The organism is Mesorhizobium sp. B2-2-3 (assembly GCF_006442405.1).
Taxonomy (GTDB): Bacteria; Pseudomonadota; Alphaproteobacteria; order Rhizobiales; family Rhizobiaceae; genus Mesorhizobium.
This window is the reverse complement of the sequence record NZ_VFWC01000005.1, coordinates 339,556-364,549: the sequence shown is the minus strand read 5'-3', so window position 1 is coordinate 364,549 and position 24,994 is coordinate 339,556. Positions and strand designations below refer to the sequence as shown.

The 24,994-nt window shown below is 62.4% G+C and carries 30 protein-coding genes; 16 read left to right on the top strand and 14 right to left on the bottom strand.

Translation table 11 applies throughout. The features are described from left to right. Positions 1-2: 2 nt before the first annotated feature. The 9 genes from FJ951_RS12325 to uxuA form a co-directional block, all read right to left on the bottom strand. The gene (locus tag FJ951_RS12325) at positions 3-1,208 is read right to left on the bottom strand and encodes a CaiB/BaiF CoA-transferase family protein (RefSeq protein ID WP_140515238.1); all 1,206 of its coding nucleotides are present in this window, start codon (positions 1,206-1,208) and stop codon (positions 3-5) included. 22 nt (positions 1,209-1,230) lie between these two features. Then, entirely contained in the window at positions 1,231-2,016 is a 786-nt protein-coding gene (locus tag FJ951_RS12320; protein WP_140515237.1) for an SDR family oxidoreductase, read from the bottom strand. A gap of 2 nt (positions 2,017-2,018) precedes the next feature. Beyond that, positions 2,019-3,014, bottom strand: a complete 996-nt coding sequence (locus FJ951_RS12315) for an ABC transporter permease (RefSeq protein ID WP_140515236.1) — start codon at positions 3,012-3,014, stop codon at positions 2,019-2,021. A gap of 3 nt (positions 3,015-3,017) precedes the next feature. Continuing rightward, positions 3,018-4,550, bottom strand: coding sequence for a sugar ABC transporter ATP-binding protein (locus tag FJ951_RS12310; protein ID WP_140515235.1), 1,533 nt, complete (start codon positions 4,548-4,550; stop codon positions 3,018-3,020). Beyond that, the gene (locus FJ951_RS12305; RefSeq protein ID WP_140515234.1) at positions 4,540-5,523 is read right to left on the bottom strand and encodes an ABC transporter permease; all 984 of its coding nucleotides are present in this window, start codon (positions 5,521-5,523) and stop codon (positions 4,540-4,542) included. The genes FJ951_RS12310 and FJ951_RS12305 overlap by 11 nt, the downstream gene beginning before the upstream one ends. Positions 5,524-5,655: 132 nt before the next feature. Then, positions 5,656-6,687, bottom strand: coding sequence for a sugar ABC transporter substrate-binding protein (locus FJ951_RS12300; protein WP_027027652.1), 1,032 nt, complete (start codon positions 6,685-6,687; stop codon positions 5,656-5,658). 27 nt (positions 6,688-6,714) lie between these two features. Then, on the bottom strand, positions 6,715-7,566 hold the full coding sequence (locus FJ951_RS12295) for an IclR family transcriptional regulator (RefSeq protein WP_140515233.1): 852 nt from the start codon (positions 7,564-7,566) through the stop codon (positions 6,715-6,717). Further along, the gene (locus FJ951_RS12290; protein ID WP_140515232.1) at positions 7,566-8,714 is read right to left on the bottom strand and encodes an extracellular solute-binding protein; all 1,149 of its coding nucleotides are present in this window, start codon (positions 8,712-8,714) and stop codon (positions 7,566-7,568) included. The genes FJ951_RS12295 and FJ951_RS12290 overlap by 1 nt, the downstream gene beginning before the upstream one ends. Before the next feature lie 130 nt (positions 8,715-8,844). Then, on the bottom strand, positions 8,845-10,029 hold the full coding sequence (gene uxuA, locus FJ951_RS12285; RefSeq protein WP_140515231.1) for a mannonate dehydratase: 1,185 nt from the start codon (positions 10,027-10,029) through the stop codon (positions 8,845-8,847). 134 nt (positions 10,030-10,163) lie between these two features. Between uxuA and FJ951_RS12280 the strand changes: the two genes are divergently transcribed. The 3 genes from FJ951_RS12280 to FJ951_RS12270 are packed head-to-tail and all read left to right on the top strand — an operon-like array spanning position 10,164 to position 12,853. After that, positions 10,164-10,955, top strand: coding sequence for a FadR/GntR family transcriptional regulator (locus FJ951_RS12280; protein WP_224671760.1), 792 nt, complete (start codon positions 10,164-10,166; stop codon positions 10,953-10,955). Then, positions 10,948-11,733 carry an SDR family oxidoreductase gene (locus FJ951_RS12275; protein ID WP_140515230.1) on the top strand — a complete coding sequence of 262 codons (786 nt, stop codon included), beginning with the start codon at positions 10,948-10,950 and terminating at the stop codon, positions 11,731-11,733. The genes FJ951_RS12280 and FJ951_RS12275 overlap by 8 nt, the downstream gene beginning before the upstream one ends. 10 nt (positions 11,734-11,743) lie before the next feature. Continuing rightward, the gene (locus FJ951_RS12270) at positions 11,744-12,853 is read left to right on the top strand and encodes a mannonate dehydratase (protein ID WP_140515229.1); all 1,110 of its coding nucleotides are present in this window, start codon (positions 11,744-11,746) and stop codon (positions 12,851-12,853) included. Between the two features lie 93 nt (positions 12,854-12,946). Here the strand turns inward: FJ951_RS12270 and FJ951_RS12265 are convergent, their stop codons facing one another. Beyond that, entirely contained in the window at positions 12,947-13,780 is an 834-nt protein-coding gene (locus FJ951_RS12265; RefSeq protein ID WP_140515228.1) for a DUF1236 domain-containing protein, read from the bottom strand. 194 nt (positions 13,781-13,974) lie between these two features. Between FJ951_RS12265 and FJ951_RS12260 the strand changes: the two genes are divergently transcribed. Beyond that, the gene (locus tag FJ951_RS12260) at positions 13,975-14,274 is read left to right on the top strand and encodes a DUF1236 domain-containing protein (protein ID WP_224519082.1); all 300 of its coding nucleotides are present in this window, start codon (positions 13,975-13,977) and stop codon (positions 14,272-14,274) included. 121 nt (positions 14,275-14,395) lie between these two features. On the opposite strand, the gene FJ951_RS12255 is transcribed toward FJ951_RS12260, so the two are convergent. Beyond that, positions 14,396-14,617: a hypothetical protein gene (locus FJ951_RS12255; protein ID WP_140497477.1), complete on the bottom strand. Its 222-nt coding sequence runs from the start codon at positions 14,615-14,617 to the stop codon at positions 14,396-14,398. A gap of 231 nt (positions 14,618-14,848) precedes the next feature. Here FJ951_RS12255 and FJ951_RS12250 point away from each other — a divergent pair, with 231 nt between their 5' ends. Both FJ951_RS12250 and FJ951_RS12245 read left to right on the top strand, forming a co-directional pair. Beyond that, positions 14,849-15,238, top strand: coding sequence for a response regulator (locus tag FJ951_RS12250; protein ID WP_140515227.1), 390 nt, complete (start codon positions 14,849-14,851; stop codon positions 15,236-15,238). Next, entirely contained in the window at positions 15,235-16,008 is a 774-nt protein-coding gene (locus FJ951_RS12245; protein ID WP_140497473.1) for a Crp/Fnr family transcriptional regulator, read from the top strand. The genes FJ951_RS12250 and FJ951_RS12245 overlap by 4 nt, the downstream gene beginning before the upstream one ends. Before the next feature lie 219 nt (positions 16,009-16,227). On the opposite strand, the gene FJ951_RS28770 is transcribed toward FJ951_RS12245, so the two are convergent. Continuing rightward, complete coding sequence (locus tag FJ951_RS28770; protein WP_246671723.1) at positions 16,228-16,866, bottom strand: hypothetical protein; 639 nt, start codon at positions 16,864-16,866, stop codon at positions 16,228-16,230. Between FJ951_RS28770 and FJ951_RS28765 the strand changes: the two genes are divergently transcribed. After that, positions 16,849-17,190, top strand: a complete 342-nt coding sequence (locus FJ951_RS28765) for a sensor histidine kinase (protein WP_224519092.1) — start codon at positions 16,849-16,851, stop codon at positions 17,188-17,190. The genes FJ951_RS28770 and FJ951_RS28765 overlap by 18 nt on opposite strands. Before the next feature lie 252 nt (positions 17,191-17,442). Next, a complete protein-coding gene (locus tag FJ951_RS12235) occupies positions 17,443-17,871 on the top strand; it encodes a hypothetical protein (protein ID WP_140515225.1) in 429 nt (142 codons plus the stop codon). Positions 17,872-17,952: 81 nt separating this feature from the next. On the opposite strand, the gene FJ951_RS12230 is transcribed toward FJ951_RS12235, so the two are convergent. Continuing rightward, positions 17,953-18,144: a DUF2934 domain-containing protein gene (locus tag FJ951_RS12230; protein ID WP_140515224.1), complete on the bottom strand. Its 192-nt coding sequence runs from the start codon at positions 18,142-18,144 to the stop codon at positions 17,953-17,955. Between the two features lie 310 nt (positions 18,145-18,454). On the opposite strand from FJ951_RS12230, the gene FJ951_RS12225 reads away from it, so the two are divergent. The 8 genes from FJ951_RS12225 to FJ951_RS12195 all read left to right on the top strand — a co-directional run bounded on the left by FJ951_RS12225 (position 18,455) and on the right by FJ951_RS12195 (position 24,243). Next, positions 18,455-20,446: an erythromycin esterase family protein gene (locus FJ951_RS12225; protein ID WP_246671722.1), complete on the top strand. Its 1,992-nt coding sequence runs from the start codon at positions 18,455-18,457 to the stop codon at positions 20,444-20,446. A 29-nt stretch (positions 20,447-20,475) separates the two neighbouring features. Beyond that, a complete protein-coding gene (locus FJ951_RS12220) occupies positions 20,476-21,141 on the top strand; it encodes a dienelactone hydrolase family protein (protein WP_140515223.1) in 666 nt (221 codons plus the stop codon). Positions 21,142-21,221: 80 nt separating this feature from the next. Further along, complete coding sequence (locus FJ951_RS12215; protein ID WP_140515222.1) at positions 21,222-21,680, top strand: DUF1772 domain-containing protein; 459 nt, start codon at positions 21,222-21,224, stop codon at positions 21,678-21,680. Positions 21,681-21,800: 120 nt separating this feature from the next. Continuing rightward, positions 21,801-22,349, top strand: coding sequence for a DUF6496 domain-containing protein (locus FJ951_RS12210; protein ID WP_140515221.1), 549 nt, complete (start codon positions 21,801-21,803; stop codon positions 22,347-22,349). Positions 22,350-22,581: 232 nt separating this feature from the next. Beyond that, positions 22,582-23,100, top strand: a complete 519-nt coding sequence (locus FJ951_RS12205; protein ID WP_140497458.1) for a ferritin-like domain-containing protein — start codon at positions 22,582-22,584, stop codon at positions 23,098-23,100. A 154-nt stretch (positions 23,101-23,254) separates the two neighbouring features. Then, positions 23,255-23,392, top strand: coding sequence for a hypothetical protein (locus tag FJ951_RS28420; protein ID WP_181167175.1), 138 nt, complete (start codon positions 23,255-23,257; stop codon positions 23,390-23,392). Between the two features lie 134 nt (positions 23,393-23,526). Beyond that, positions 23,527-23,997 (top strand): YbhB/YbcL family Raf kinase inhibitor-like protein, encoded by a 471-nt coding sequence (locus FJ951_RS12200; protein WP_140497456.1) that lies wholly within the window; start codon positions 23,527-23,529, stop codon positions 23,995-23,997. 84 nt (positions 23,998-24,081) lie between these two features. Further along, positions 24,082-24,243, top strand: a complete 162-nt coding sequence (locus FJ951_RS12195; RefSeq protein ID WP_140497454.1) for a hypothetical protein — start codon at positions 24,082-24,084, stop codon at positions 24,241-24,243. Between the two features lie 137 nt (positions 24,244-24,380). Here FJ951_RS12195 and FJ951_RS12190 read toward each other — a convergent pair whose 3' ends face one another. Beyond that, positions 24,381-24,974: a general stress protein gene (locus FJ951_RS12190; protein WP_140497452.1), complete on the bottom strand. Its 594-nt coding sequence runs from the start codon at positions 24,972-24,974 to the stop codon at positions 24,381-24,383. Positions 24,975-24,994: the final 20 nt, after the last annotated feature.

Below are 24,994 nucleotides of genomic sequence, written 5' to 3'. Positions count from 1 at the left end.
CGTCAGGCGGCGTCCACGGTCATGTCACCGGACGCCTCCAATGCGGCGATCTCGTCCTTGGAGAGGCCGAACTCGGCCAGGATCTCGCGGCCGTGCTGGCCGACCAGCGGCGCCGGCCGTTCTATGGTCGCGGGCGTCTCGCTCATCTTGACCGCCGGGGCGACCACCTGCACCTTGCCGCCGCGCGGATGGTCGTAGCTGGTGATCATGCCCATGTGCTTGACCTGCGGGTCCTCAGCGGCGCGGCGGATATCCTTCACCTCGGCGCACCAGATATCGGCTGCCAGCAGCCGCGCCAACAAATCCTGCGTGGCGAATTTCCTGGTCTCGGCATTCACCTTCTCGAAGACTTCATCGCGCTTGTCGAACAAAGTCTTGAGATCGTCGTAGACGGCAAGCTGCGGCGCCTCCAGCACCTCGTAGAGCGTCTTGAACGGGCTCATGGCGATCGACACGTAGCCGCCGTCGCTGGTCTCGTAGATGCCAAACGGCGCCTGCATGCCGGGATGGCCGATCCCGGAATTCGGCCGCACGAAGTCCTCACCAAGATTGAGCACCGCGACATATTCCTGGTTGAGGTGCGCCAAGAGGCCGGCCAGCAGGTTGACCTCGATCTTCTGGCCCTTGCCGGTCTTCTCGCGATAATAGAGCGCCGACAGGATGCCGTAGACCATGTTCATGGCGCCGATCTGGTCGGCGAGGCCGGCGCCGGCGGGAACCGGGGCTTGATCGCCGCGGCCGGTGTTGGCGATCAGCCCTGCGAGCCCCTGGATCAGCATGTCCTGGCCGGGGCGCTCGACATAAGGCCCTTCCTCGCCATAGCCCGAGCCCGAGCAATAGATGATGCGCGGATTGACGGTCTTGAAATCCTCATAACCATAGCCGAGCTTGGCCAGCACGCCTGGGCGGAAGTTCTGCACCACCACGTCGGCGCTTTTCGCCATTTCCATGATGATGGCATGCACCTTGCGGCTCTTCAGGTTGAGCGCGATCGAACGCTTGTTGCGGTTCCAGGCGAGGAAGTTCGGGCTCTCCGAGCCGCCGACCCATTTGGCGAAGAAGGTCATGCCACGGAACATGTCGCCGGCGCCGGCGCGCTCGATCTTGATGACATCGGCGCCCATGTCGCCGAGCAGCTGGGTAGCGAACGGCCCCTGCAGCAGATGGCTGAAATCGAGGATGCGGACGCCTTCGAGGGCCTTGTTCATGTCATGTCTCGTTTCAAAATTTTCAAAGCAGTTCGGGAACGTAGCGCGGCGCCGCCGTCAGCCCGCCATCGACGCGCAGGTCGGTGCCGGTGGTGAAGCCGGCGGCATCGGAGGCAAGATAGACGGCGGCCTCGGCCACTTCCGAAGGCTCGCCGATACGGCCGAGCGGATGCATCTTGACCCAGGCCTTGGCAAGATTGCCGCCGATCTCCTTGATGAGTTTGTCGTTCATCGGCGTGTTGATGGTGCCCGGCGAGATCGAATTGACGCGGATGTTCAGCGGCCCGAATTCAACCGCCATCTGGCGTGTCATCGCCATGACCGCGCCCTTGGCGCCGGCATAGGCGGTCCAGCCATCAAGCCCGATGTGGCCTTGCGCGGAGGCCATGTTGATGATCGAGCCCGATTTCTGCGCGATCATGTGCGGCAGCGCGTATTTACAGGCGCGAAACACGCTGGTCAGGTTGACTGCTATCAGCCGGTGCCACTGCTCGTCGGTCATCTCGTGCACCGGCATGCCGCCAATGGCAATGGCCGCGTTGTTGACGAGGATGTCGAGGCGTCCCGTCTTTTTGACGGCACTGTCGATGAGGCCTGAAATGTCGGCCTCCTGCGAAACGTCGCAATGCAGATAGTCGGCGCGGTGGCCGGCGGCGCGAAGTGCGGCCGCGAAATCCTCACCAGCGCTGTCGGCGATGTCGCCCAGGAAGACATGCGCCCCTTCGCGCGCCATCGCTTGCGTGATCGCGTGGCCGATCCCGTCGGCCGCACCAGTGATGACGGCGATTTTTGCTTCAAGACGAGCCATCTTCAGCCTCCATTCGCACGCCGGCGTTTCGCTTCATCAAGGGCGACCGCGGCAATGATGATCATGCCGGTGATGACCAGCTGCCACTCGGTCGGCAGGCCAAGCCCGCGCAGGCCGTTGGACAGGAATTGCAGGATCAGCACGCCCAGCGCCATGCCGGTCAGGCTGCCGATGCCGCCGGCAAGACTGACCCCGCCGAGCACGGTGGCGGCAACCACCTGGAATTCGAAATTGAGCCCCGCCGTATGCTGTGCCGAGCCGACCCGCGCGGCCAGGATGATGCCGGCGACCGTCGCCAGCAGCGCGCTGATGATGAAGCAGATGAACTTGACCCGCCGCACGTCGTAGCCTGCAAGACGGGCCACTTCCTGATTGCCGCCGACGGCATAGATTTGCCGTCCGAACGGCCGGTGCTGCATCATGTAGGCGAAGGCGGCGAGCAGGACGATGGCGATGACGGCCGAATAGGGGATGACGTTGAACAGGCGGCCATCCGACAGCGCGATGAAGCTGTCGAGGCTGGCATCGTCAGGGATCGCCCGCTGACCAGTGTAGAGATAGACGCCGCCGCGCATGATGAACATCGTGCCCAGCGTCACGATCAGCGAGTTGATGCCGGCATAGGCGGTGAGATAGCCGTTGACGACACCGATGATCAGCCCGAACAACAGCGCGCCGCCGACGCCGAGCAGCAGCGAATTGGTGTCGTTCATGATGATGATCAGCGGCAGTGCAATGGTCGCCAGCAGCGATCCGATCGAAATATCGACCTCGCCGGAAATGAAGACGATGGCGCAGCCAATGCCGGCGGTGAGCGCGAGCGAGGCCTGGCCGAGCACATTGGTCATGTTGCGCACGGAGAAGAAATTCTCGACGGTAACGGAGAAGAAAGCCAGCACCAGCACGAGGCAGACCAGCAGCGCCAATTCCTGCCGGGCAAAGAGCCGCGCCAGCATGGACGGCCGGGCTTTCGCGGAGACTGTATTCACAACGCTCATGTCTTATCCGATCGCCGCATTGAGGATCTTCTCCTGCGTGGCTTCGTCGCGCGGCATGATCGCGGTCAGGCGGCCTTCGCACATCACCGCGACCCGGTCGGCAAGACCGAGCAGTTCCGGCATCTCCGACGTCATCATGACGACAGCCAAGCCTTCGCCGGCGAGCCGGTCGATCAGGGCGAATATCTCCGACTTGGCGCCGACATCGATGCCGCGGGTCGGCTCGTCGACGACGATGACCTTGAGGCCGCGCATCAGCCAGCGCGAGATCAGCACCTTCTGCTGGTTGCCGCCAGACAGGTTCTTCACCTCTTGGAACAGGCTGGGCGTCTTGATGCGGAAGCGGTCGACGTAATCCTGCACCGCTTTGTGTTCCCTGGCCTTATCGACGAAGCCCATGCGGGCGAAGGCGCCGAGCGAGGCGAGGCTGGCATTCTGGTAGACAGGCAGCTCGCCCATCAGCCCTTCGCTCTTGCGATCCTCGGTGAGCAGACCGATACCTAACCTGACGCCGGTGCGCGTATCGTGCGGCGAGAGGCGCTGGCCGTCGACGGTGATCGTGCCCGAAGTGATCGGATCGTAACCGACGATCGCCTTGGCGAGTTCGGTGCGACCGGCGCCCATCAGCCCGAAGAAGCCGAGCACCTCGCCGGCGCGCGCCTCGAAGGACACGCCGTTGAGCTTCTTCGCCGTGCTGAGCTTGTCCACTGACAGGGCTACCTTGCTAGCCGGTGCGCCACGCTTGCGGGGAAACAGATTTTCGATGCGCCGGCCGATCATGTCCTGGATCAGCGTGTCGTTGGTGTGCTCGCGGATCGGCTTGGTCGAGATGTGGCGCCCGTCGCGCAGCACCGTCACCGTGTCGGCGATCTCGAACACTTCGTCGAGCTTATGGCTGACATAGACCACCGCGATGCCGAGGTCGGCAAGCCGGCGGATGACGGTGAACAGCAGCGAAACCTCGTTCGGCGTCAGCGAGGATGTCGGCTCGTCCATCACCACCACGCGGGCTTCATGAGCGAGCGCGCGGGCGATCTCGACCATTTGCTGCTGGCTGACCGGCAACGAGCCGGTTCGCGCCGCCGGATCGACGTTGAAGCCGATGCGGTCGAAGAGCGCGGCTGAATCGGCGCGGATCTTCTTCCAGTCGATGGAGCCGCTTCTGCCGGTCGGATAGCCTTCCAGGAAGATGTTCTCGGCAACGGTGAATTCGGAGATCAGCGCGATCTCCTGGAACACGACCTTGATGCCTTGCTTCAAGCTGTCGCGCGGCGACTTGATGTCGACCTCGCGTCCGTGCATGCGGATGGAGCCGGCATCCTTGCCGTAGACGCCGGCCATGATCTTGATCAGCGTCGACTTGCCGGCGCCGTTCTCGCCCATCAGCGCATGGATCTTGCCGGGCTCCAGGGTGAAGTCGACATTGTCGAGCGCCACGACGCCGGGAAAGCGCTTGCCGATGCCGCGCAATTCCAGCGCCGGCACATCGGTATCGATGGCCGCGCCTTCGCCAGGATGCAGGAAATCAACGGACATTGGCTCTGTTCCGGATGATGTCGAGATAGGTTGCCAGGATGATGACGATGCCCGGCACCACCATCTGCAAATCCTGGTTCCAGCCGAGGATGATGATGCCGTTGTCGATCACCTTCAGCACCAGAACGCCAAGCAAGGTACCGAACAGCGAACCGCGGCCACCAAGCAGGCTGGTGCCGCCGAGGATGACGGCGGCAATCACCGTCAGCTCGAAGCCACGGCCGGCGGTCGGCTGGCCGGCATTCATCAGCGACGACAGGATCATGCCGGCAACACCGACGCACAGGCCGGTGACGACGAAGGCCAACAGCTTGAGCCGTTCCGAGCGAATGCCTGACAGGCGCACCGCCTTTTCATTGGCGCCGACCGCGTAGAGGTAGCGGCCGAGCGTGGTGAAGCGCAGCGTCACATAGGCAACCACGAAGATCAGCGCCGCCAGGATGACGGGAACCGGCACGGGGCCGACATAACCGGCGCCGAGATCGGTGAAGTTTGCCAATTGGTTGTGGTTCTGCACCGCCTCGCGCGTGAAGAGATAGACGCCGCCCTGCAGCATCATCATCGTGCCGATGGTGGCGATCAGCGAATTCACCCTGAGCCTGGTGACGACCAGCCCGTTGAACAGGCCGACCCCGCCGGCAAAGGCGAGCGCCGCCAGCATGCCGAGCGTAAGACTATGGGTGGAATTGAGCACCGCCATGCCGATGCAGCCGACGAAGGCGAGCGACGCGCCGACCGACAAGTCGACCTCGGCGGTGATGATGAGCATGGTCATGCCCGAGGCGACGATCAGCACCAGAGCGCATTGGCGCAGGATGGCGATGATGTTGGCCTCCGAATAGAATTGCGGCGCCGCGATCGAGATGGCGATGCACAGCACGGCCAGGATTGCGCCCAGCACGAGCTGGCTGCTGCCCAGAAGGTTGCCGCCGATGAAACGCTTCGACGCGGAGGCCTGTGTAAGCTCGCTCATTTCAGTCCATTCCCGGCCGTTTGCCTGGTCCCTCTGGAACCTGTCGTGTCGAACCCGGCATTTGTCTTGGCCACCGAAAGGTCCTGGCCGCCTGCCCTTCCCGCAACACGGGAAGGGCGATATCGGCCGGCCTTATTTCTTCAGGTCGGCGGAGGTCTTCATGCACTTTGCCGGCGGCTGCAGCGCGTTGACGGCATCCCATTTGATGGTGCGGGTGGTGCCGTCATAGTCATAGAACTTCTTCCAATCGTCGCCGTTCATCGGCGCGGTCGGGCTGACGATGTGCTCCGGCACTTCCTCATTGTTGAAAAGCTTCACCGCGGCATCGATGGCGGTAAAGCCTTCCTTCTCGGGGAACATCGCGGCTTCGATGCGGTAGGAAGGCTCGTTCTGCATCGCGTTGATGAAGGCAAGCCCTTCGCCGCCCGTGCCGACCGTCAACAGGCCATCTTGCGACTTGCCCGCCGCTTTCCAGGCCTGCAGGCCACCCAACGAAGACGAATCATTGATGCCGTAGATGATGTTGATATCGGCGTTCTTGGCCAGTGCCGCGGAGGACACTTCGAGAGCGCGGTCCGGATTGCCGCCGCCGTCGAGATCGTGGACCATGACCGCATCGGGGATGATGGTCTTCAGCCCGTCCATGAAGCCGTGCGAGCGCAGCACGGTGGCGGAAAGCAGCGGCAGGCCGACATTCATCACCTTGGCAACGCCGCCGAGCTTTTCCTTCGCGTATTTGCCGGCCTCGACGCCGGAGAAATAGCCGGTGTCGTAGTCGCAGATGGCGACCATGGTCGTCATGCCCTTGACCGGATTGCCTTCCAGCACGACCGGCACGTTGGCGGCCTTGGCCTGGCGCAGCAGCGGCACCACGCCTTCTTCGTTCACCGGGGTGATGATCAGCACGTCGACGCCCTTGGCGATGAAGTCTTCGGCCGCGGCGACCTGCTTGGCTATGTCGAGATTGGCATCCTGCACCTCGACCTCGATGCCGAGTTCCTTGCCGTGAGCCTTCATGCCCTTGATGACGTTCTGATACCACTCATGGGTGGCGTAGTTGGTGACGTAGCCGATGCGCTTGGGCATGTTCTCGGCATGCGCGGCGGCGGCGCCGAGCGCCAGCACGGCGGCGGACGCAAACAGGATTGACTTGGACCAGAGCATTTTCTTCTCCCAGATTTATCGCTTTTGTTAGTCGCTGAACGGATAGTCCCGCCGTTCCGGGTCGGCACGTAAGGAGTTGGTGGCTTCGCCCCAGCCGAGTGCCGCCGATATCTTCTCGGCGGCGGCGCGGGTGCGTTCGAAGACGGTTTCGCTGTCGAACCGCGCCGCCTTCTGCGGCAGCAGCGGCACGGTTAGCGCGGCGATGACGGCACCGGTGTGATCGTGCACAGGCATGGAGATGTTGGTGCAGGCCGCAACGGCCAAGGAAGCGCGCATCTCGTAGCCGAGCCTGGCGACCTCGTTCAGCCGCGCCTCGATTTCGGCCCGCGTGCCCTGGCCCTCACCGGCGGCCACGATGCGCTCGACGATGCGGTCGCGCTCGGCCCGGTTCGAATGGGCGAGCAGCACGGCACCCGAACTTGTTTCGAGGATCGGGAAATGCGACCCGAGTGCTACCGAGTAGCGCATCGGCAGCGGCGAATCGATCTGCAAAACCACCAGTGCGTTCTGGCCCTCGCGCACCACGAGATGGCAGCTCTGGTCGGCATTGGCGGTCAATTCGCGCATCACCGGCAGAGCGCATTCCACCAGCCGGTTTACCGGCGGATGCATGTGCGCCAGTTCGAACAGCTTCAGCGACAGCCGGAAACGGTCCGATTGCGTGCGAAAGATATAGCCCCGTTTCTCCAGCAGAAGCAGGATACGGTAGATCTCGTGAATGGAGCGGCCGAGGCCGGTCGCGATCTCGGTCTGGGTCAGCGTTTCGGCGCTGGAGGCCATGAATTCCAGAACGTCGAGCGCCTTCTCCACCGCCGGCACGCGATAGCCGTTGCGGCCGCTTTCGCCCTCGTCGAGCGTCTCGGCAACGCTGGCGGCCATCAGGCGACGCTCCGTTCCGGCTGGACTTGCCTGGTTTCGCGGTAGAGGCTGTTGACGTGGCCTGCGAGTTCGGTCGCCGACATGTCACCGGCTATGGCTGCGGCGGCATGCGGCGCGCATTCGCGGAAGAAGGCGATGAAGCCCGGATGGGTCGGACGCAGATAGGACGAGGCGATCGTCCGCAGCGTCGAGCCGAAGAAATCGCCGGAAAGACCATTGACCCCGGCATCCTTCCAGGCAGCCAGCGAACCCGGTTGTCCGCCAGACTTCACATAGTCGCCGCGCTGGTATTCGGGCGAGCACAGGAACAGTGCGTAGTCGATCGCGGCCTGCTTGTGCTTCGATTGGGCGCTGACGCCGATGCCGGCACCGCCGAGCAAGGCGCCGGCGGCTTGCGGGGTGGGCACGTCGGCGAAGCGCAGATGGGGCCTGTCGGGTTTCGAGGCGTAATTCACATAGCCGAAGGCGAACGGCACGTAGACAACGTCGTCATGCGCGATCATGTGGTCGTAGCAGCGGATCGGATTCCACTTCGACGAGTCCGGGTGCGAAAGCGCGACAAGCTCGCGCAATTGCGCAATCGCCTGCTCGACCATTTCCTTCGCGATGAATTGCTCGCCATCTTCCTGGGGACGGCCAAGCGTCAGAAGCAGACACATGGCGTCGGTCGGCACGAAGGGCAGGCCGAGCCACTTGCCGTCGCTGCGCGCGCGCCGGCCAAGCTCCAGCACGTCCTGCTGCGTGCCGGGCACCGGGCCGTAGCGCTCCAGCAAATCCGGCCGATAGGAGGCGACCTGGCAGGCGGCGTCGATCGGCAGCGCCCACTGGCGGCTGTTCTTCTGGTAGGAACGCCAGGACGCCCCGACTGAGTCACGTTCGAAGAAATGGATCTGTTCGGCCGACAGATAAGCGTCGAACGGGACCATCAGTTCATCCTGGGCGATATCGCCGATGAAGGGATGGTCGAACACGACCAGATCGTAAGTGCCGAGCACCGGACCGAGGGCGCCCTCACCGAATTCATAGAGGCTGCGGCGGTCCCATTGGATCTCCAGGCCGGGATGCGCGGCGCAATAGGACTCGATGCTGGCGTCCAGCGGACCCCAGCATCGTCTATGATCCCACGCCAGTCCGCGCAGCTTCGTCATGCCACTCAAATCCTCCCGGCACCGGCAATAGCCGGCTCGCCATCGACACTAGCACCATTTTTCATATGCGCAACTTGTTTTCATTTGCGCAAAAAGCGCACACATCCTCCCGACTGGCCGATGCATCGCTTCAAGCCAGATCGAAACGCTCCACGGCGCGCATGATGCCGCGCAGTTCAGCCAAACCCTTGAGCCGTCCGATAAGCGAATAGCCGGGGTTGATCTTTTTCTTGCCGATGTCGTCGGCAAGCAGATGCCCATGGTCCGGCCGCATCGGGATCTGCCAGTCGGCCCGGCCTTGCTCGCGGCGGCGCTTTTCTTCCTGCATCAGAGCCAGGATAACGTGCGCCATGTCGGTGCTGCCTTCGAGATGCTCGGCTTCATAGAACGAGCCGTCCTCCTCGATGGTGATGTTGCGCAGGTGGACGAAGTGGATGCGGTCAGCGAATTCCTTGACCATGGCGACGATGTCGTTGTCGGCGCGCGTGCCATAGGAGCCGGTACAGAAGGTCAGTCCATTGGCGGGACTGTCGACGGCGTTGAGGATAAAACGCGCGTCCTGCGCCGTCGAAACCACGCGCGGCAGGCCATAGAGCGAGAAGGGCGGGTCGTCGGGATGAATGCACATGCGCACCCCCTCCTCTTCGGCCGCCGGAACAATCTCGCGCAGGAACCAGGCAAGGTTGTCGCGCAGTTCGTTCGGCCCGATCGAATCGTATTCCGCCAGGGCTTCGCGAAAACTGTCCCTGTTGTAGCTGCGTTCGGTCGCCGGCAGGCCGGCGATGAGATTGCGCTCGATCCGGTCGATCTGCTCCGGCGTCAGCGTCTTCAGCCGCTTCTCGGCCTCGGCGATACGCGCCGGCGTATAGCTTGCCGCACCGTTCTTGCGCTGCAGCACGAAAAGATCGTAGGCCGCGAAATCGATCGCATCGAAGCGCAGCGCATAGCCGGTTGTCGGCAGGCGATACATTAGGTCGGTGCGGGTCCAGTCCACCACCGGCATGAAATTGTAGCAGATCGTCTCGATGCCGGCCTTGGCGAGCGCCCGGATGCTGTCGCGGTAGTAGCCGGCATAGCGCTCGCGCTCGGGCGCGCCGATCTTGAAGGAATTGTGCACCGGAATACTCTCGACGACCGACCATTTCAGGCCAGCCGCCTCGATGATCCGCTTGCGCTCGAGCACATCGGCCTCAGGCCAGGCGCGGCCGTCATAGATCTGGTGCAACGCGGAGACAACGCCGGTGGCGCCGGCCTGCCTGACATGTTCAAGCGTCACCGGATCATCGGGACCATACCAGCGCCAGCACTGTTCCATGAAGCCTCCTCAGGGTTGGCGGCGACCATATTGTCGGACCACAAGCCTGTCAACAGAACCTCTCCGTCGCCATACAGTTGATTTCCTGTGGATCGAGCCCTAGGGTGGTCCAACAAATAGCAAGGAGTTCTGCGGTGGAACAGGCGAGCCACGATTCGATGGAGGCGGCAGACGAAGCCGGGATCAGCAGTTCCGCCGTCGACCAGACCGTGCGGCAGATCCTCGACCTCATCCGCAATCGCGCCATGTCCATCGGCGATGTGCTGCCCACCGAACGGGAGCTTGGCGAACTGTTCGGCGCCAGCCGCAACACGATACGCGAGGCGCTGCGCACCATCCGAACCTATGGGCTGATCGATCCCAAGCCGCGCGTCGGCGCGGTGCTCGCCGATCGCCAGAATGTCGCGATCCAGAATTTTTTCGCCGCGCAAATGGACATATCGAAAACGTCCTTTCACGACATACAAGGATTTCGCCGCATCATCGAAGTGAGCGTCGGCGACCACATCATCCTCAATGCCAGCGCCGCCGAACTTGAAGCCCTGGACGAGGTCAATGGCCTGATCGAGACCAGCAAGGATGTCCAGGAAGCCGCGCAACGCGATTTCGATTTCCATCTGGCGCTGATGAAGCTCGCCGGCAACCGCATGCTGGTGCAGACTTATCAGTTCCTGTCGCCGGTCATCCTGCACATCATGACCGTCGGCAAATCCATCCGGCCGGTGCTGAGCGAAACACGCCACGCGCATGGCGAGATCATCGCGGCGCTGCGCGCGCGCGACCGCATTGCCTACTGCTACCTGATGAGCCGGCATCTCGATTTCGGCTTGCGCTTCGTTCCCGACGACCTCGAAAACGCCCGTATGTCGGCGGCAAACCCGGTGCATCCGGGTCCGGCATCTTCCAAGGATTTGCATCATGTCTGATTTTGAGAACAAGGTGGCGCTGATCACCGGCACGACCGGCATCGCGCTCGCCACTGCGAGTCGCCTGGCGCAAGGCGGCGCTGCGATCATCGCCTGCGGCATCGACCGGGCGGCCAATGCCGCCATGCAGGAGAACCTCGCCAAGGCCGGAGCGAATGCGCTGGTGCAAACGGTGGATGTCTCCGTTTCCGACCAGGTGCGCGACGCGGTCGCAGCGGGCGTCGCGAGGTTCGGCGGCATCGACATCATCGTCAATTCGGCGGCGGTCCACCCCTACGGCACGGCGACCACCACCGACTGGGAAACCTGGAACCGGGCGATGACGGTCAATGTCGGGTCGATCTACCTGACCGCGCATTTCGGCATTCCCGAAATGATCCGCCGAGGCGGCGGTGCCATCGTCAATGTCGCCTCGGTGCAGGGGTTCGCCTGCCAGCAGAACGTCGCAGCCTATGCCACAACCAAGGGCGCCATCCACACGTTGACGCGTTCGCTGGCGCTCGACTATGCCGCGGCCGGCATCCGGGTCAATTCGGTCAGCCCGGGCTCGATCCGCACGCCAATCCTCGAGAAGGCGGCGCGTGGCGACAATGGCAGCGACGCCGATGTCGAAGAAGCCTACAGGCGCTTCGGCGCCGCCCATCCGCTCGGCCGTATCGGCGAGCCGGAGGAAGTGGCGGAACTCATCGCTTTCCTGTGTTCATCGAAAGCCGGCTTCTGCACCGGCGCTGACTACAAGATCGATGGCGGCCTCACCGCCGGCATCGGCGTCAAGTAGGGTAACGCGGATGAAGATCGGACTTGGCCTCTATCGCGATTCGCTGACGCCGGAGAATTTCCGCTTTGCCCGGCAGGCCGGCGCAACGCATGTCGTTGCGCATCTGACCAACTATTTTCGCGGCCGCGATCCCTCGCTGTCGGCCGGCACCGAAACGGATGGCTGGGGCGATTGTTCAACGGATGGATTGTGGAGCTACGAGGATTTCACCGGACTGGTGAAAACCGTACGCGACAACGGCCTGGAGATCGCCGGCATCGAAAACCTGTCGCCGCGCTTCTGGTCCGACGTGCTGCTCGGCGGCCCCGATCGGTCGAGGCAGCTCGACGGCCTCAAGCGCCTGGTGCGTGACGCCGGCCGGGCCGGCATTCCCTGCATAGGCTACAACTTCTCGATCGCGGGCGTGTGGGGCTGGCAGCGCGGGCCATTCGCGCGCGGCGACGCCATGTCCGTGGGGCTCGATTTGTCCAATATCGATCCCGACCTGCCGCTGCCCGACGGAGTGGTCTGGAATATGCGCTACCGGCCGGGCCGAGCCGGCGCCGCGCCTGTCAGGGTCTCGCAAGAAGAACTGTGGGAACGGCTTGGCGTCTTTCTGCGCGAAATCGTACCGGTGGCCGAAGAGGCCGGCGTCGTGATGGCTGCGCATCCGGACGATCCACCCGCCGAGGCGCTGCGCGGCACGGCGCGCCTCGTCAACCGGCCGCAGAAATATGATCGGCTGATGGATATCGTCGACTCGCCCGCCAACGGGCTGGAGCTCTGCCTCGGCTCGCTGCAGGAGATGCCGCAGACCGAGGAGATCTACAGCCATGTGCGCCGTTTCGCGCGGCGTGGCCGCATCGGCTATATCCATTTCCGCAATGTGCGGGGCAAAGTGCCGAAATATCACGAAACCTTCGTCGACGACGGCGACATCGACATGGCCGAGATCGTGCGCATTCTGCGCGACGAGAATTATCAAGGCGTCATGATACCCGATCACACGCCTGAGATGGCCTGCGACGCGCCATGGCACGCCGGCAAGGCCTTCGCATTGGGCTACATGCGCGCACTGGTGCAGAACGCCGACGCGCTAGGCCCGGTACGAAGCCGGGCACCCGACATGGCAGCGGAGTGAATAGGGGACGCACGACTGACATTTTTCGAGCCCGAAGGCGCCGCAAAAGCCCGCTTTCGATGGAGAGCGGGCTTTTGTTAGTCGGCTCGGTTCCTAACTCAGGATAGCGACGATCTCATATGAGTTCGGATCGACAATAACAATCCTGCCATCGGCCAGGAGGAAATATTCATAGCTCTCATAGGCAGGAACGATTTCGACGATCCGGTGCGGAAGTCGATGCAGCCGCACCTTCTGCTTCGGCACTTTCACGCCGACCGAAATGTCCACGTCGAGGTTCGAGACCGGTTCCACCTTCGTCTCGCGGATGACGTTGGTGATTTCGGTCTTCTGCTCGACGGATATATTGTTGATTGAAGCGGTTGAACTCTGGTCGGTAGTCGTACCGGCCTTGCCCTGCGCTTGCTGATCGGTAGTCGTACCGGCCTTGCCCTGCGCCTGCTCGTCGGTCTTCATGCGGGGCTTGCCTTGCGCCTGCTGATCGGTCTTCACGCCCGCCTTGCCTTGCGCCTGCTCGTCGGTCTTCGCTCCGGCTTTGCCTTGCGCCTGCTCGTCGGTCTTCATGCCGGCCTTGCCTTGCGCCTGCTCGTCGGTCTTCATGCCGGCCTTGCCTTGCGCCTGCTCATCGGTCTTCATGCCGGCCTTACCTTGCGCCTGCTCGTCGGTCTTTACGCCCGCCTTGCCCTGCGCCTGCTCATCGGTCTTCGCTCCGGCCTTGCCTTGCGCCTGCTCGTCGGTCTTCATGCCGGCCTTGCCTTGCGTCTGCTGCTCGGTGCTGCCGCCCTTCTGGCAATTGGCCGAGCCGGCTGCGCAAGTGTCTGCCCCACCCGATTGGGCCGCTTCGCCCGACTGCTGCTGGGTCTGCGCGATTGCCGCCCCACATCCGAGGGTAAGCGCTAACATGCTGGTGATCAGAGTGGTTCTCATGGGAAATCTCCTAGGATGGCAGTCCCTTCGCGGCAAAACTTTGCCACCCCGTGATTGTTCCACCGAAGGCTAATATATTCCGGAGCGGATGGAACTGCCGGCATTTTGCGAAGTTCGGCGCATGGGGCGCACCTGCCGAAACGCCGGTGGCGTCGTCGGCTTGGCGCCCTGCCCAACATCTGATGGAGACAGAAGTGGAAAAATATCTACTGGGAACGGCAGTGGGCATCCTGTTTCTTGCGGGGGCCGGAGCGGCCGCGGCGCAAGATGTGGTCATCCAGCCGGAGCAAGAAACCGTTATCAAGGAGTATGTGAAGAAGCAGCCGCTGGCCTCGGTCCAACTGCCCGGCGTGGAACTCAATGTCGGATCCACCGTGCCTGATACGGTCGAACTTCATGAAGTTCCCGATGTGAAATACCGCTACGTCGTGGTCGACAATCGAACAGTTCTGGTCGACCCGGAAACCCGGAAAATCGTCCAGGTCCTTCAATGACCGCATGTTCCAAAGCGCCCGCCCCGGCATGCGTCGAGGCGGGCGACCTGTGTCAGGTTTCTGTTTTCATGCATGTCTTTGTTCCAAACCGAGGCGTTTTGGGCGACATGCATGAGCATGGCTACGACTGCAGGTCAAATGCGATGTTGCGATGCTTTTGAATTGCTGAGCTGGCAACAATGTCCGCCAGTTCTTTGTCGGAGAGAGTGCATTCTGGCAGTTCGTAACGGATGGCTGACACCGCCTGCGCCGTGGAAATTGGCCATTCGAGATTTCTGCGGGAATTGATGTAGTGATCGATGGCCCGGATCAGTTCCTTCGAGGTCATATCGATCACAGGCATCGGTTCCTCCTCCTTATTTCCCCGTTTTTCTCACTGTGTTGACGGACACCGAAACCTGCCATCACAATTGTTAAAACGGCAGACGAAAAAGATGTCGATTCAGGAAAATAGGGGCTGGCGGTGGCTTTGGAGTTCACCTCCGCTGCATCGGTGGAAATATAACTGGGAGTGCAGCGGGTTGCGGTGTAGTGTCCCAAGTGATGGCCGCTGCAAAGGGAGAGCTCTTGCACCATGGACGGGGAAGCGGCGAAATCAGCCTTTCTGGGCGGGATTCGCGTTTTGATCGTGGAAGACGAATATTTTCTCGCCGATGACCTGCGTAAGGCTTTCGTCACACAAGGGGCGATAGTGCTCGGCCCGGTCGCCACGGTCGAGCCCGCAATCGAATTGCTGAACAGCGGTCAATGCGATTTTGCGATTCTCGATATCAACTTGCGCGGCGAGCAGACATTCGAGATTGCCCGCGAGTCGTTGGCGAAAGGCGTTCCGATCGCCTTCGCCACCGGCTATGATCAGACGGCCATACCAGCAGAGCTCGGCGGGATCAGGCGATTTGAAAAGCCTCTGGAATTCGGCAGCATTGTCGAGTTCGTTGCCGCGACGGCACACGATACGCGATGAACGAGAGAAGCGAGCCGGCGGTTGGCCTGAGAGCGAAGACCGCGCGGCACCCGCTTATCCGCAAGCTGTCCAATTTCACGGTCCTGTCCGTGGAAGAATGCGACGCCATCGAGAGCGCGACAACAAAGGTCGCCGAATTCGCCGCCGGCGATGACGTCATCCAAAGGGGCGACAGGACAGGCGGGGTCAACCTGCTGCTCGAAGGATTTGCCTGCCGCTACAAGATTCTCGAAGACGGTCGGCGACAGATCCTTGCCTATTTGGTGCCGGGCGACCTTTGCGATCTTCACGTGTTCCTGCTGCGGCGCATGGACCACTCGATCGGTGCTCTCAGCCGCTCCAAGGTTGCGGCGATCCCGCAGAGCGCCATCCTCGGCTTCACCAACAGCTATCCCAATCTTACGCGTGCGCTCTGGTGGACCACGCTGCTCGACGAGGCGATCACCCGCGAATGGGTCGTCAACATCGGCCAGCGGACTGCTTATGAGCGGATGGCTCACCTTTTTTGCGAGCTGTTCCACAGGCTTCACGCAATTGGTGAAACGGCCGGCAAGAGCTATCCCCTACCGGTAACCCAGGCGACCCTGGGCGATACGCTCGGTCTTTCGAACGTGCACATCAACCGTACGCTTCAGGATCTCAGGCGCGACGGCCTCATTTCGTTCAACAACGGCACTGTAACGATCAAGAACCTGGCGAAACTGGAGGCGGCGGCCTTTTTCAATCCTGATTACCTTCATCTGTTGGACGTCAGGGAGCCTTTTGCATGATCAGGCACGGCCTCATCGAGTGGAGCGCAAAAATGAAACATCATAGGGAACCTGGCCTGCTTCTGCCGGTTCGGCGTGACCGGAGGCGGTAGCGAGCGATGGCCAAGCGCGATTTGATCGGCGGATCGGCAGGTACGATCGATCCGCTGGGCCGCTGCGATCGCCCTCCATATTTCCGCCGACAGCGGCGGCATTAATGCTCCTGCCGGCTCGACGGTATCATTTTCGCCGGCTGAAAATCCCGCGCGGCGGCACGAAAGCCAATCCTGGGCGCGTGAACGCGAGCCAAAGGCCGACGAGACGATGCGCTTGGCCCCGCGCATGATCGATGAACGGTTGAAAGACTGACAGGTGGCTGGAAAAAGACCTCCCAAGAAAGACGTCACGGGTACATTCTCCCGTCCGCAAGGTGTGTCCGCCGAAGAACGCGATGCTTCCGCGTCGATGCGGCTCAGCCATGTCGATGAACAGATGGACGAACGTGACGATCATATCGCCCGGCTCGAAGCCGAACTCCAGGTCACACGCGACCGCCTCCAGGCGACGAAGGCATTTGCCGCCGAATTGCAGCACCGCGTTCGCAACACGTTGAGCATTGTCCGTTCGATCGCTCGCCGGTCGGTTGAAAACAGCAACAATGTCGAGGACTATGCCTTTCACCTCGAGGGCCGCATCAATGCGCTTGCACGCACGCACAATGTGCTGATGCGATCGGCCTCGGCCACCGTGCAGCTTGACATGCTTGTCCTTGACGAGCTTGCGTCCCAAGGCGGCCGGACGGAAGATCAGTTCACCATAGATGGCCCGGATATTTCCTTGTCCGGAAAGACGGCGGAGACCTTGGGCCTGGCGTTCCACGAACTCGCCACCAACTCGATGAAATATGGCGCGCTGTCGGCAGCCGACAAATCAATCAGCGTAAGCTGGAAAGTGGGTGGCACGCCCGCCAGACAGGAGCTGAAGATCCGCTGGATCGAGGACCTGCATGGTCCGGCAGCAATACCTGCGCGACGCGGCTTCGGATCCGAGCTGATCGAAAAGGTGGTGCCCTATGAGATCGGCGGAGCTGGCTCGCTGCGCTTCACCGATGCCGAGGTGATCTGCACGATGGATATCCCCCTCTCGAACGAAATTCACCCCAGCAGGAGCCTGGAGGACCCGCCCGACGATCTCCAGCATTGAACACCGACACTCCTGCGCCGAAAGCCGGCCGGGGCCAGGAGCGTGGAGTTGGAAGGGGCTGACCCAGCACCGACCGAGGTGGCGCAACGGCCCTGGGGTTTGCCGAGTTGCCGCCGCACCAGCCTTCAAATTCTCAAAATGATGGAACTTCAGCGACAACAAAGAGTTCGGAGCGCGGCGACGGCGAGCGCGCTGTCGTGATCTCGCGACTCACCTTGAAGCGGGAGGAACCTGGATCAACAGGAGCTGACCATGAAGTCCCATACACTCGAACAACTACACGCAATCGCGGAAGTTGATACGGTGTGCCCGACAATGACGCGGAACCAACGCCTGGAGCGCTGGGCAAGTCTTCTTGAGCGTCATCCTGAACGGCGCCTCGGAGCGCTTCCGGGCACCGAATATATGAGCCCCGACATGCGCGAAAACGCCTACTGCGTGCAATCCCCCATCAGCGTCGCGTTCGAAGATCCGATACTGCGGGCGCAGGGTCTGGAAGGCGACACCTATGGCGAGGCAAAGCGCTTTTTCGAACTGTCCAACTGGCAGTTGCACAACATCGTCTGCGATTGCCACGTCGGTGCGACCATGAAAGCCGGGTGGGTCGCCGTTCGCGTGCGCGCCGCCATGGGCGAAGGTTTCAATATCTTCGCCAGGCTCAGGGCGCTGCTCGGACGTTGACCGAGACGCCATCTCGAATGCGTCGACGGAATGAACAGTCGGTCGACGCATTTTTCCTCCTTGGCGGCAAGTGACGTCGCTTCAGGAGCTTCGAGGCTCCGACCCGCTGCCGATGGTCGGATCGGGCACCACCGGACCGCGCTCGGCTTCCGATCCTTCCGCCTCTATTTCCCGCACGGCCTGGTCCCAATGCTCCTGCTCTCGGCCCGGCGGGCGGCCTTCGCGCTCCCAGATCTCGTAGGCTCGTCGCTTTATGAGTTCTTCCTTGTCCATTGGAAACTCCTCCTGCGTGCCCCAATCTCCGGCAGGCCGCTTTGTTCCCTCCGGAAACAAAGGCAACGCTTTTGGAGCGATCCGGACTAGCCGCACCGGAGCGACACGGAACCCTTGGGGGATTAGGCCGTTTCCGAGCATCGGCGCAGTGGGGGATGGCTTGGGAATGCCCGCCGCTCGAACTCTTGGCGACGAACACGCCAATGATGTGCCTGCGCCACGCCTTGCCGCCCCGTGTGGCCTCGGCCAATCAAAGCCTTGCAGCGGGACTCCAAAGGGTGGGCGCGACGCAAATATTGGGCTTGAGATCATGACTATTGTCTTTTCGGATCGTCGCGAGGCAGGACGCGTTCTCGCTGATAAGCTCGGCCACTTCGCAGCGCGCGATGATGTCACCGTGCTGGCGCTGCCGCGCGGCGGCGTGCCTGTCGCCTACGAAGTCGCACAGGCATTGAAGGCACCGCTCGACGTTTTCGTCGTACGCAAGCTCGGCGTTCCCGGTTACGAAGAGTTGGCCATGGGCGCAATCGCGACCTCCGGCGTACGCGTCCTGAACGACGAGATCGTGGAAGGCCTCGCTGTGCCGGCCCACGTCATCGATGCGGTCACTGCCAGCGAGGAGAGGGAGCTTTTACGCCGCGAGCACCTCTATCGCGGCGAGCGGGTACCGCTCCTTGTGGAGGATCGAATCGTCATTCTCGTGGACGATGGGCTCGCCACTGGGTCGACCATGCGCGCGGCGGTCAGGGCGCTGCGCGGAAAGCGGCCTGCCCGTATCGTTGCGGCCGTTCCGGTCGGCAGTCCCGACACCTGCGAGGCGATGGAGAGCGAGGCCGACGAGGTCGTCTGTGCGACGACGCCGCAGCCGCTCATCGGCGTCGGGCGCTGGTATGAAGATTTCTCCCAAACCAGCGACGACGAGGTCCGCGCCCTTCTCGCCAAGGCGGGGCGACCAACCGCACCGTCCGGCCGCGATGCGCCGCAGAATACGGCAAACCGATTGCACAAGCACGTCGTTCGGCTCTCCGGAGACGCGCGAGACTACGACGAGCTCTTGGCGGCGATCGGCGAGGCGCGCTTCGTGTTGCTCGGTGAAGCTTCGCACGGCACACACGAATTCTATCAGGAGCGCGCGCGGATCACGCGGCGGCTGATCGAGGAGCAGGGTTTTGCCGCCGTCGCTGTCGAAGCCGACTGGCCCGACACATACCGGGTCAACCGCTATGTTCAGGGAACAGGCGAGGATATCGACGCCGAAGAGGCGCTCGCCGATTTCCGGCGCTTCCCGATCTGGATGTGGCGGAACAGGGTCGTCGTCGATTTTGTCGAATGGCTGCGCCGGCACAATGAAGCGCCCGGCAAGGGCAATCCGAAAGCCGGGTTCTACGGCCTCGACCTCTATGCCCTGCATGGCGCGATGAAGGCTGTGCTGCGCTATCTCGAAAAGGCCGACCCGGCCGCGGCGGAGATCGCGCGTCGCCGCTATGCCTGTTTCGACCATTTCGGCCCTGACCCGCAGGCTTATGGCTTCATAGCCGGCAATGAGGTCGATAAACCTTGCCAGGAGGCTGTGGTCGCACAGCTGGTCGAGATGCTGAAGCGGCGCCCGGCGAAGGCCGAGCCGCGCGAAGGCGCCATCGCGGACGAACTCTTCGCGGCGCAGCAAAACGCCCGCCTGGTGAAGAATGCGGAGGCCTATTATCGCGCCATGTTCCTGGCGCCCGAATCGACCTGGAACCTGCGTGACCGGCACATGGCCGAGACGTTCGAAGCTCTCACCGCTCATCTCGGCCGGCTCGGGCGGCCGCCGAAGATCGTGGTTTGGGCGCATAACTCCCATCTCGGCGACGCCAGGGCGACGGACAGGAGCCTGCATGGCGAAATCAACCTCGGACAGCTTATCCGCGAAAAGCATCAGCGCGACGCCTTCCTCGTCGGCTTCACGACGTATCAAGGAACGGTGACGGCGGCATCGAACTGGGACGGCCCCGCGGAGCGCAAGGTTGTCCGGCCTGCCCTGGCGCGCAGCTATGAGGCGCTGCTGCATGCAGTCCCGGCTGATCGCTTCCAGCTGGATCTGCGCGGCGACGGCGAAGCCCTGCCGCGACGGCTCCTGGAGCGCGCGATCGGCGTCATCTACCGCCCTGAGACCGAACGGGCCAGCCACTACTTCCATGCCGACCTTGCCGCGCAATTCGACATGCTGCTGCATTTCGACGAGACGCGGGCGGTTGAGCCGCTGGAGCGCAGCTCGCAATGGGACGCCGGCGAGCTCGCGGAGACCTATCCGTTCGGGGTTTAGGGCCCGATCCAATTGAATTGGAGATCGCCATGGTCTCAGTCCTGAAGACAAACGAGAAGGCCGTGCAGGTTCCCGCCGGCGGCGCAATGCTCGCAGGCAACCTGTCGCTGCCGCAGGAAGCCCGTGGGCTCGTCCTCTTCGCTCACGGCAGCGGCAGCAGCCGGCACAGCCCACGCAACCGCTATGTGGCCGGACGGCTGAACGAGGCGGAACTCGCCACGTTGCTCATCGACCTGTTGACGACCGAAGAGGAGCGTATCGACCAGATTACCGCCGAGTTGCGGTTCGACATTCGCTTGCTCGCCGATCGCCTGGTTCAGGTCACCGATTGGCTGCACATGTCCGAGGAAACGTCGGCGCTGCGCGTCGGTTATTTCGGCGCGAGCACAGGGGCTGCCGCGGCGCTGATGGCTGCGGCAGAGCGCCCGGATCGGGCGGCCGCCGTCGTCTCGCGCGGCGGGCGTCCGGATCTTGCGGCACCTGCCCTGCCCCGCGTCCGGGCACCAACGCTGCTCGTGGTCGGCGGCGCAGACACGCAGGTGATTGCGCTCAACCGTTCGGCGTTCGCGGCGCTGCGGTGTGAAAAGGAGCTGGCCATCGTTCCGGCTGCGACGCACCTGTTCGAGGAGCCCGGCGCGATGGAAGAAGTGGCGGACCTCGCGATCCAATGGTTCCTGCGCCAACTGCCCGCGTGACGCCGGCGCCAACGCCTCATCAGAGAGCCAGATCGATTGGGTCGTCGGCGCGTTAAAAATCATTCCGCGGAGAAGCTTCCATGACAGTCAGGGTTCTGCAATTTCTCGCCATTGTCATTTCGGCCCTCGCGCTCATCCCGGCAGGGGCCCATCTCGCAGCTCTCCCCAACAAGATATCTCTGCCGCAGCCGGAATATTTCACCGTCCAAGGCATCTATTACGGATGGGCGATCCTTGGATTGCTCTGGCCTGCCGCGCTGATCGTGAACGCATTGTTGGCGATCTCCGTGCGCTCACAGGCTTGGCCCTTTTGGCTCGCCCTGCTTGCCGCGCTGTGTTTCGCGATCATGCTCGCGATCTTCGTTGTCTGGACGCTCCCTGCCAACCAGGCGACGCAGAACTGGACGACAATTCCCGCAAACTGGGAAGCGCTCAGGCAGCAATGGGAATATTCTCATGCGGTAAATACCGCGATTGTATTTGCCGCGCTCTGTCTCGCGACGCTGTCGGCGCTCTCGTGGCGTCCGGCCGATCTGTAGATTGTCGCCGGAGAAAGTCTCTTTTCCTCCGGATCATTCGCGCCATCGATGCGTTAGGTTTTCTGGAGGTCGCGACGTCGCACCGCCATCTGTCCCGCTGTATCCAACGAGGAGAAAGCGATGCCGGATAAGAAAACCATCGAGAAAGCGAAAAAAGACAAGCGCGAAGGTAAATCGCCCACCACGCAGGCCGGCGAATTCGTGCATGACGAGATCGAGAAGGTCCGTCGCGGCAAGCACGGCGCGCGCTCGACCAAGCAGGCGACCGCCATCGGTCTTTCGGAGGCGCGCCGCGCAGGCGTCGACCTGCCTCCGCCCAAGAAACGAAGCGTCAAGGAGAGCACCCGCAAGAGCGCCGAATACGCCTATGAAGTTGGCCAGGGCGAACGTAAGCCAAAACGCAGCCCCAAGGTCTCGAAGGCCGTTTCCGAGGTTCTCGAGCACGAGCCGAAGAACACGGCATCCCATGAGGCGCTTTCAAGACAGACCAAGCAGGCGGCGTCGCGCCGGACGGCCGAGGAGCGCTCGGCCGCAGCCAAGAAAGCCTCGGAGACGAAGGGCACTGCAGGCCGGTCCGCCGCCGCACGCAAGGCGGTCCGCACCAAGGGTGCTGCCGGAAGAAAGAAAGCAGCGCAGAAGGCCGCCAGCACGCGTGCGGGCCGAACCTAGACTAGAAGGTCGAAAACCCGCTACGCACTCTCTCCAGCCGGCTGGTGAGAGGTAGCTGGACCGCAGCCAGCGTCAAGCGATGCGCACTATGTCAGCTGGGACAGTGCGATCGTGTGAGATACGGCCGTCCTTGTCTTTGTCTCGATCCGGCGGGAACAACGGCCCGTGTTCAAGGTTATGGAAAGCTACACCGGTGGTGGAGCTTTCATGACAACCTTAGGGAGACGAAGACATGGCGACTGCGAAGAAGGCGGCGACGAAAGGGCTGGAAGCCCTGTTCCTCGACGGGCTGAAGGATATTTATTACGCCGAAAAGAAAATACTAAAGGCGCTGCCCAAGATGGCCAAGGGTGCCGAGTCCGAGGAGGTCGCGGCGGCGTTCGAGAAACATCGCGTGGAAACCGAAGGCCAGGTCGACCGCCTCGAACAGGTGTTCGACCTGATGGACAAGCCAGCCCGCGGCAAGACCTGTCCGGCAATCGACGGCATTCTCGAAGAGGGTTCGGAGATTCTCGACGACTATAAGGGCGACCCAGCATTGGATGCAGGACTGGTCGGAGCGGCACAGGCGGTCGAGCACTATGAAATCGCACGCTACGGCACGTTGATCGCGTGGGCTGAACAGCTTGGCAAGAGCGACGCGGTCAAGCTCCTCAACGAGACGCTCAAAGAGGAAGTGGCAACCGATGAAGCGCTTACAGGCTTAGGCGAAGGCGGGGTCAATGAGCGGGCTCTTGAGAAAGCCGCTTAGCCGCGGGGCAGCCCGGCGCTAAGCGCCCGGCAGCCTTCCTGTCCAGAGCGGGGTGCGTTCGAGTTGAACTGCGGGTCCTGCTCTGGATTTGGCTGCCGGGACCTCGACAAAACAGGTTGTTAAAATCACCGAACCTTACAGGAGGATCCGCGCAATGCCGGAAGACCTGTCTCGCGAGGAAGAGCAACGCGGTACCGGAAAGCTCATCACCTGGGGTGTCGTGATCGCCGCCGTGTTTTTTATTGGCCTCTTGGCCATATTCGTCCTCAAGCCGCTTATGACGGGATCTTAGAATCCTTTCGAGCCGCAGCGCGCTTGAGCCGCGCCGGAACGTGCTCGCAAGCAATTCGATGACCGCAACAATTCCGGCACGCTTTGCGACGCGGCGGTGATGCGATCGAATGTTCCCTCAAAGGAGTGCCAACCATGCCCCTGACGCTCAGCAGCCCCGCCTTTGCCGACGGCGGAGAGATCCCCGAAGCCTATACTCGTGACGGCAAGAACGTATCTCCGCCTCTGAAGTGGGCCGGGGTACCGGACGGCACAAAGAGCCTCGTCCTTGTCGTCCAGGATCCCGACGCGCCGAGCGGAATGTTCGGCCATTGGGGGGTGTTCAACATTTCGCCGGAGGTGCAGGAGTTGCCCGAAGCGGAAAGCGGCAGACCGGGTCCACAGGCCCTCAGGCAAGCGCGGAACGATTTCGGCAACGCCTATTACGACGGCCCTGAACCGCCTGCGGGCCACGGTGTCCATCACTACCACTTCCGGCTGGCGGCGCTCGACACGCCGAACCTTGCTATCCCCGCAAGCACGGGCGTGGAGCGTATCTGGCAGGAGGCGCAAAAACATTTGCTGGAGCAGGCAGAACTCGTCGGAACCTACGAACGTGGCCGGTAATTGAAGGCAGATTGATCCGGGCGCCGTCGTCCACGCGCGGAACGGTTCTTCTCCTTGCCGGTTGTGAGGGAAAGGAGACGTCCCATGTTTGAAAGCGTCATGTGGTTGATCGTCGTCGCCGGCGGGCCATTGTTGCTGCTCGTATTGCTGGCCTACGTCATTGTCACCCGACGTCGCCGCGGTCCCGCAGAACGCAGAGAAAGCGATCGAGCCACCGATCGGCTCTATCATCAGGACAAGGATTGATTGTAGCTACCGTGGCCCACAGCAAACTTAATCAGCGGTCCAAACATCCCTCGCACATGTCCCGAAGATCAATTTCGGGCGAGGCACCCACGCCGGCCTGGCTGCAAAGTGCCCCGCCGCCCTGGCAGGCTTGTTCTTCAGGGCCGGTTTATTGCCCTGCCGCCGTCGCGCTCAGGGACATAGTCGCCCGCGTTGACGTCAAAGCCGGTCCAGCCATCCGCCTCGTAAGCCCTGCGGCGTTCCATCACGTCAACCGAGCTGGACTGACCCAGAATGTCCTCGGCTTCCGGAACAAGCCCATCGTCCACCTTGGCCGTCACCAGCGTACCGCCACGACGTACGCCCTCTGCATAGACATTTGCATCGTTTTCGGAAACGCCCGAATCCGTCAGAGCGCCAATGATACCGCCCGCCGCACCACCAGCCACCGCGCCGGCAACCGCCCCGGTGGCGGTAGCGGCAAGCCATCCGGCCGCAACCACAGGTCCGACGCCCGGAACGGCCATGACGCCCAACCCTGTCAGCAAACCGCCGGCGCCACCGACCACGGCCCCTATCCCTGCACCGCTCGCGGCATCTTCAGCGGCTTCGGAACGATCTCTCTCGTACCAGCCATCCGAGTTGTTGGCGATGATGCTGATATCGGAATGTGGCACTCCGGACGCTTCCAGTTCGCCGACCGCGTCGGCTGCGTCGTCATAGTTGTCGAACAGTGCAGTTACGGTTTTCATTTTGATATCTCCTGATCGGG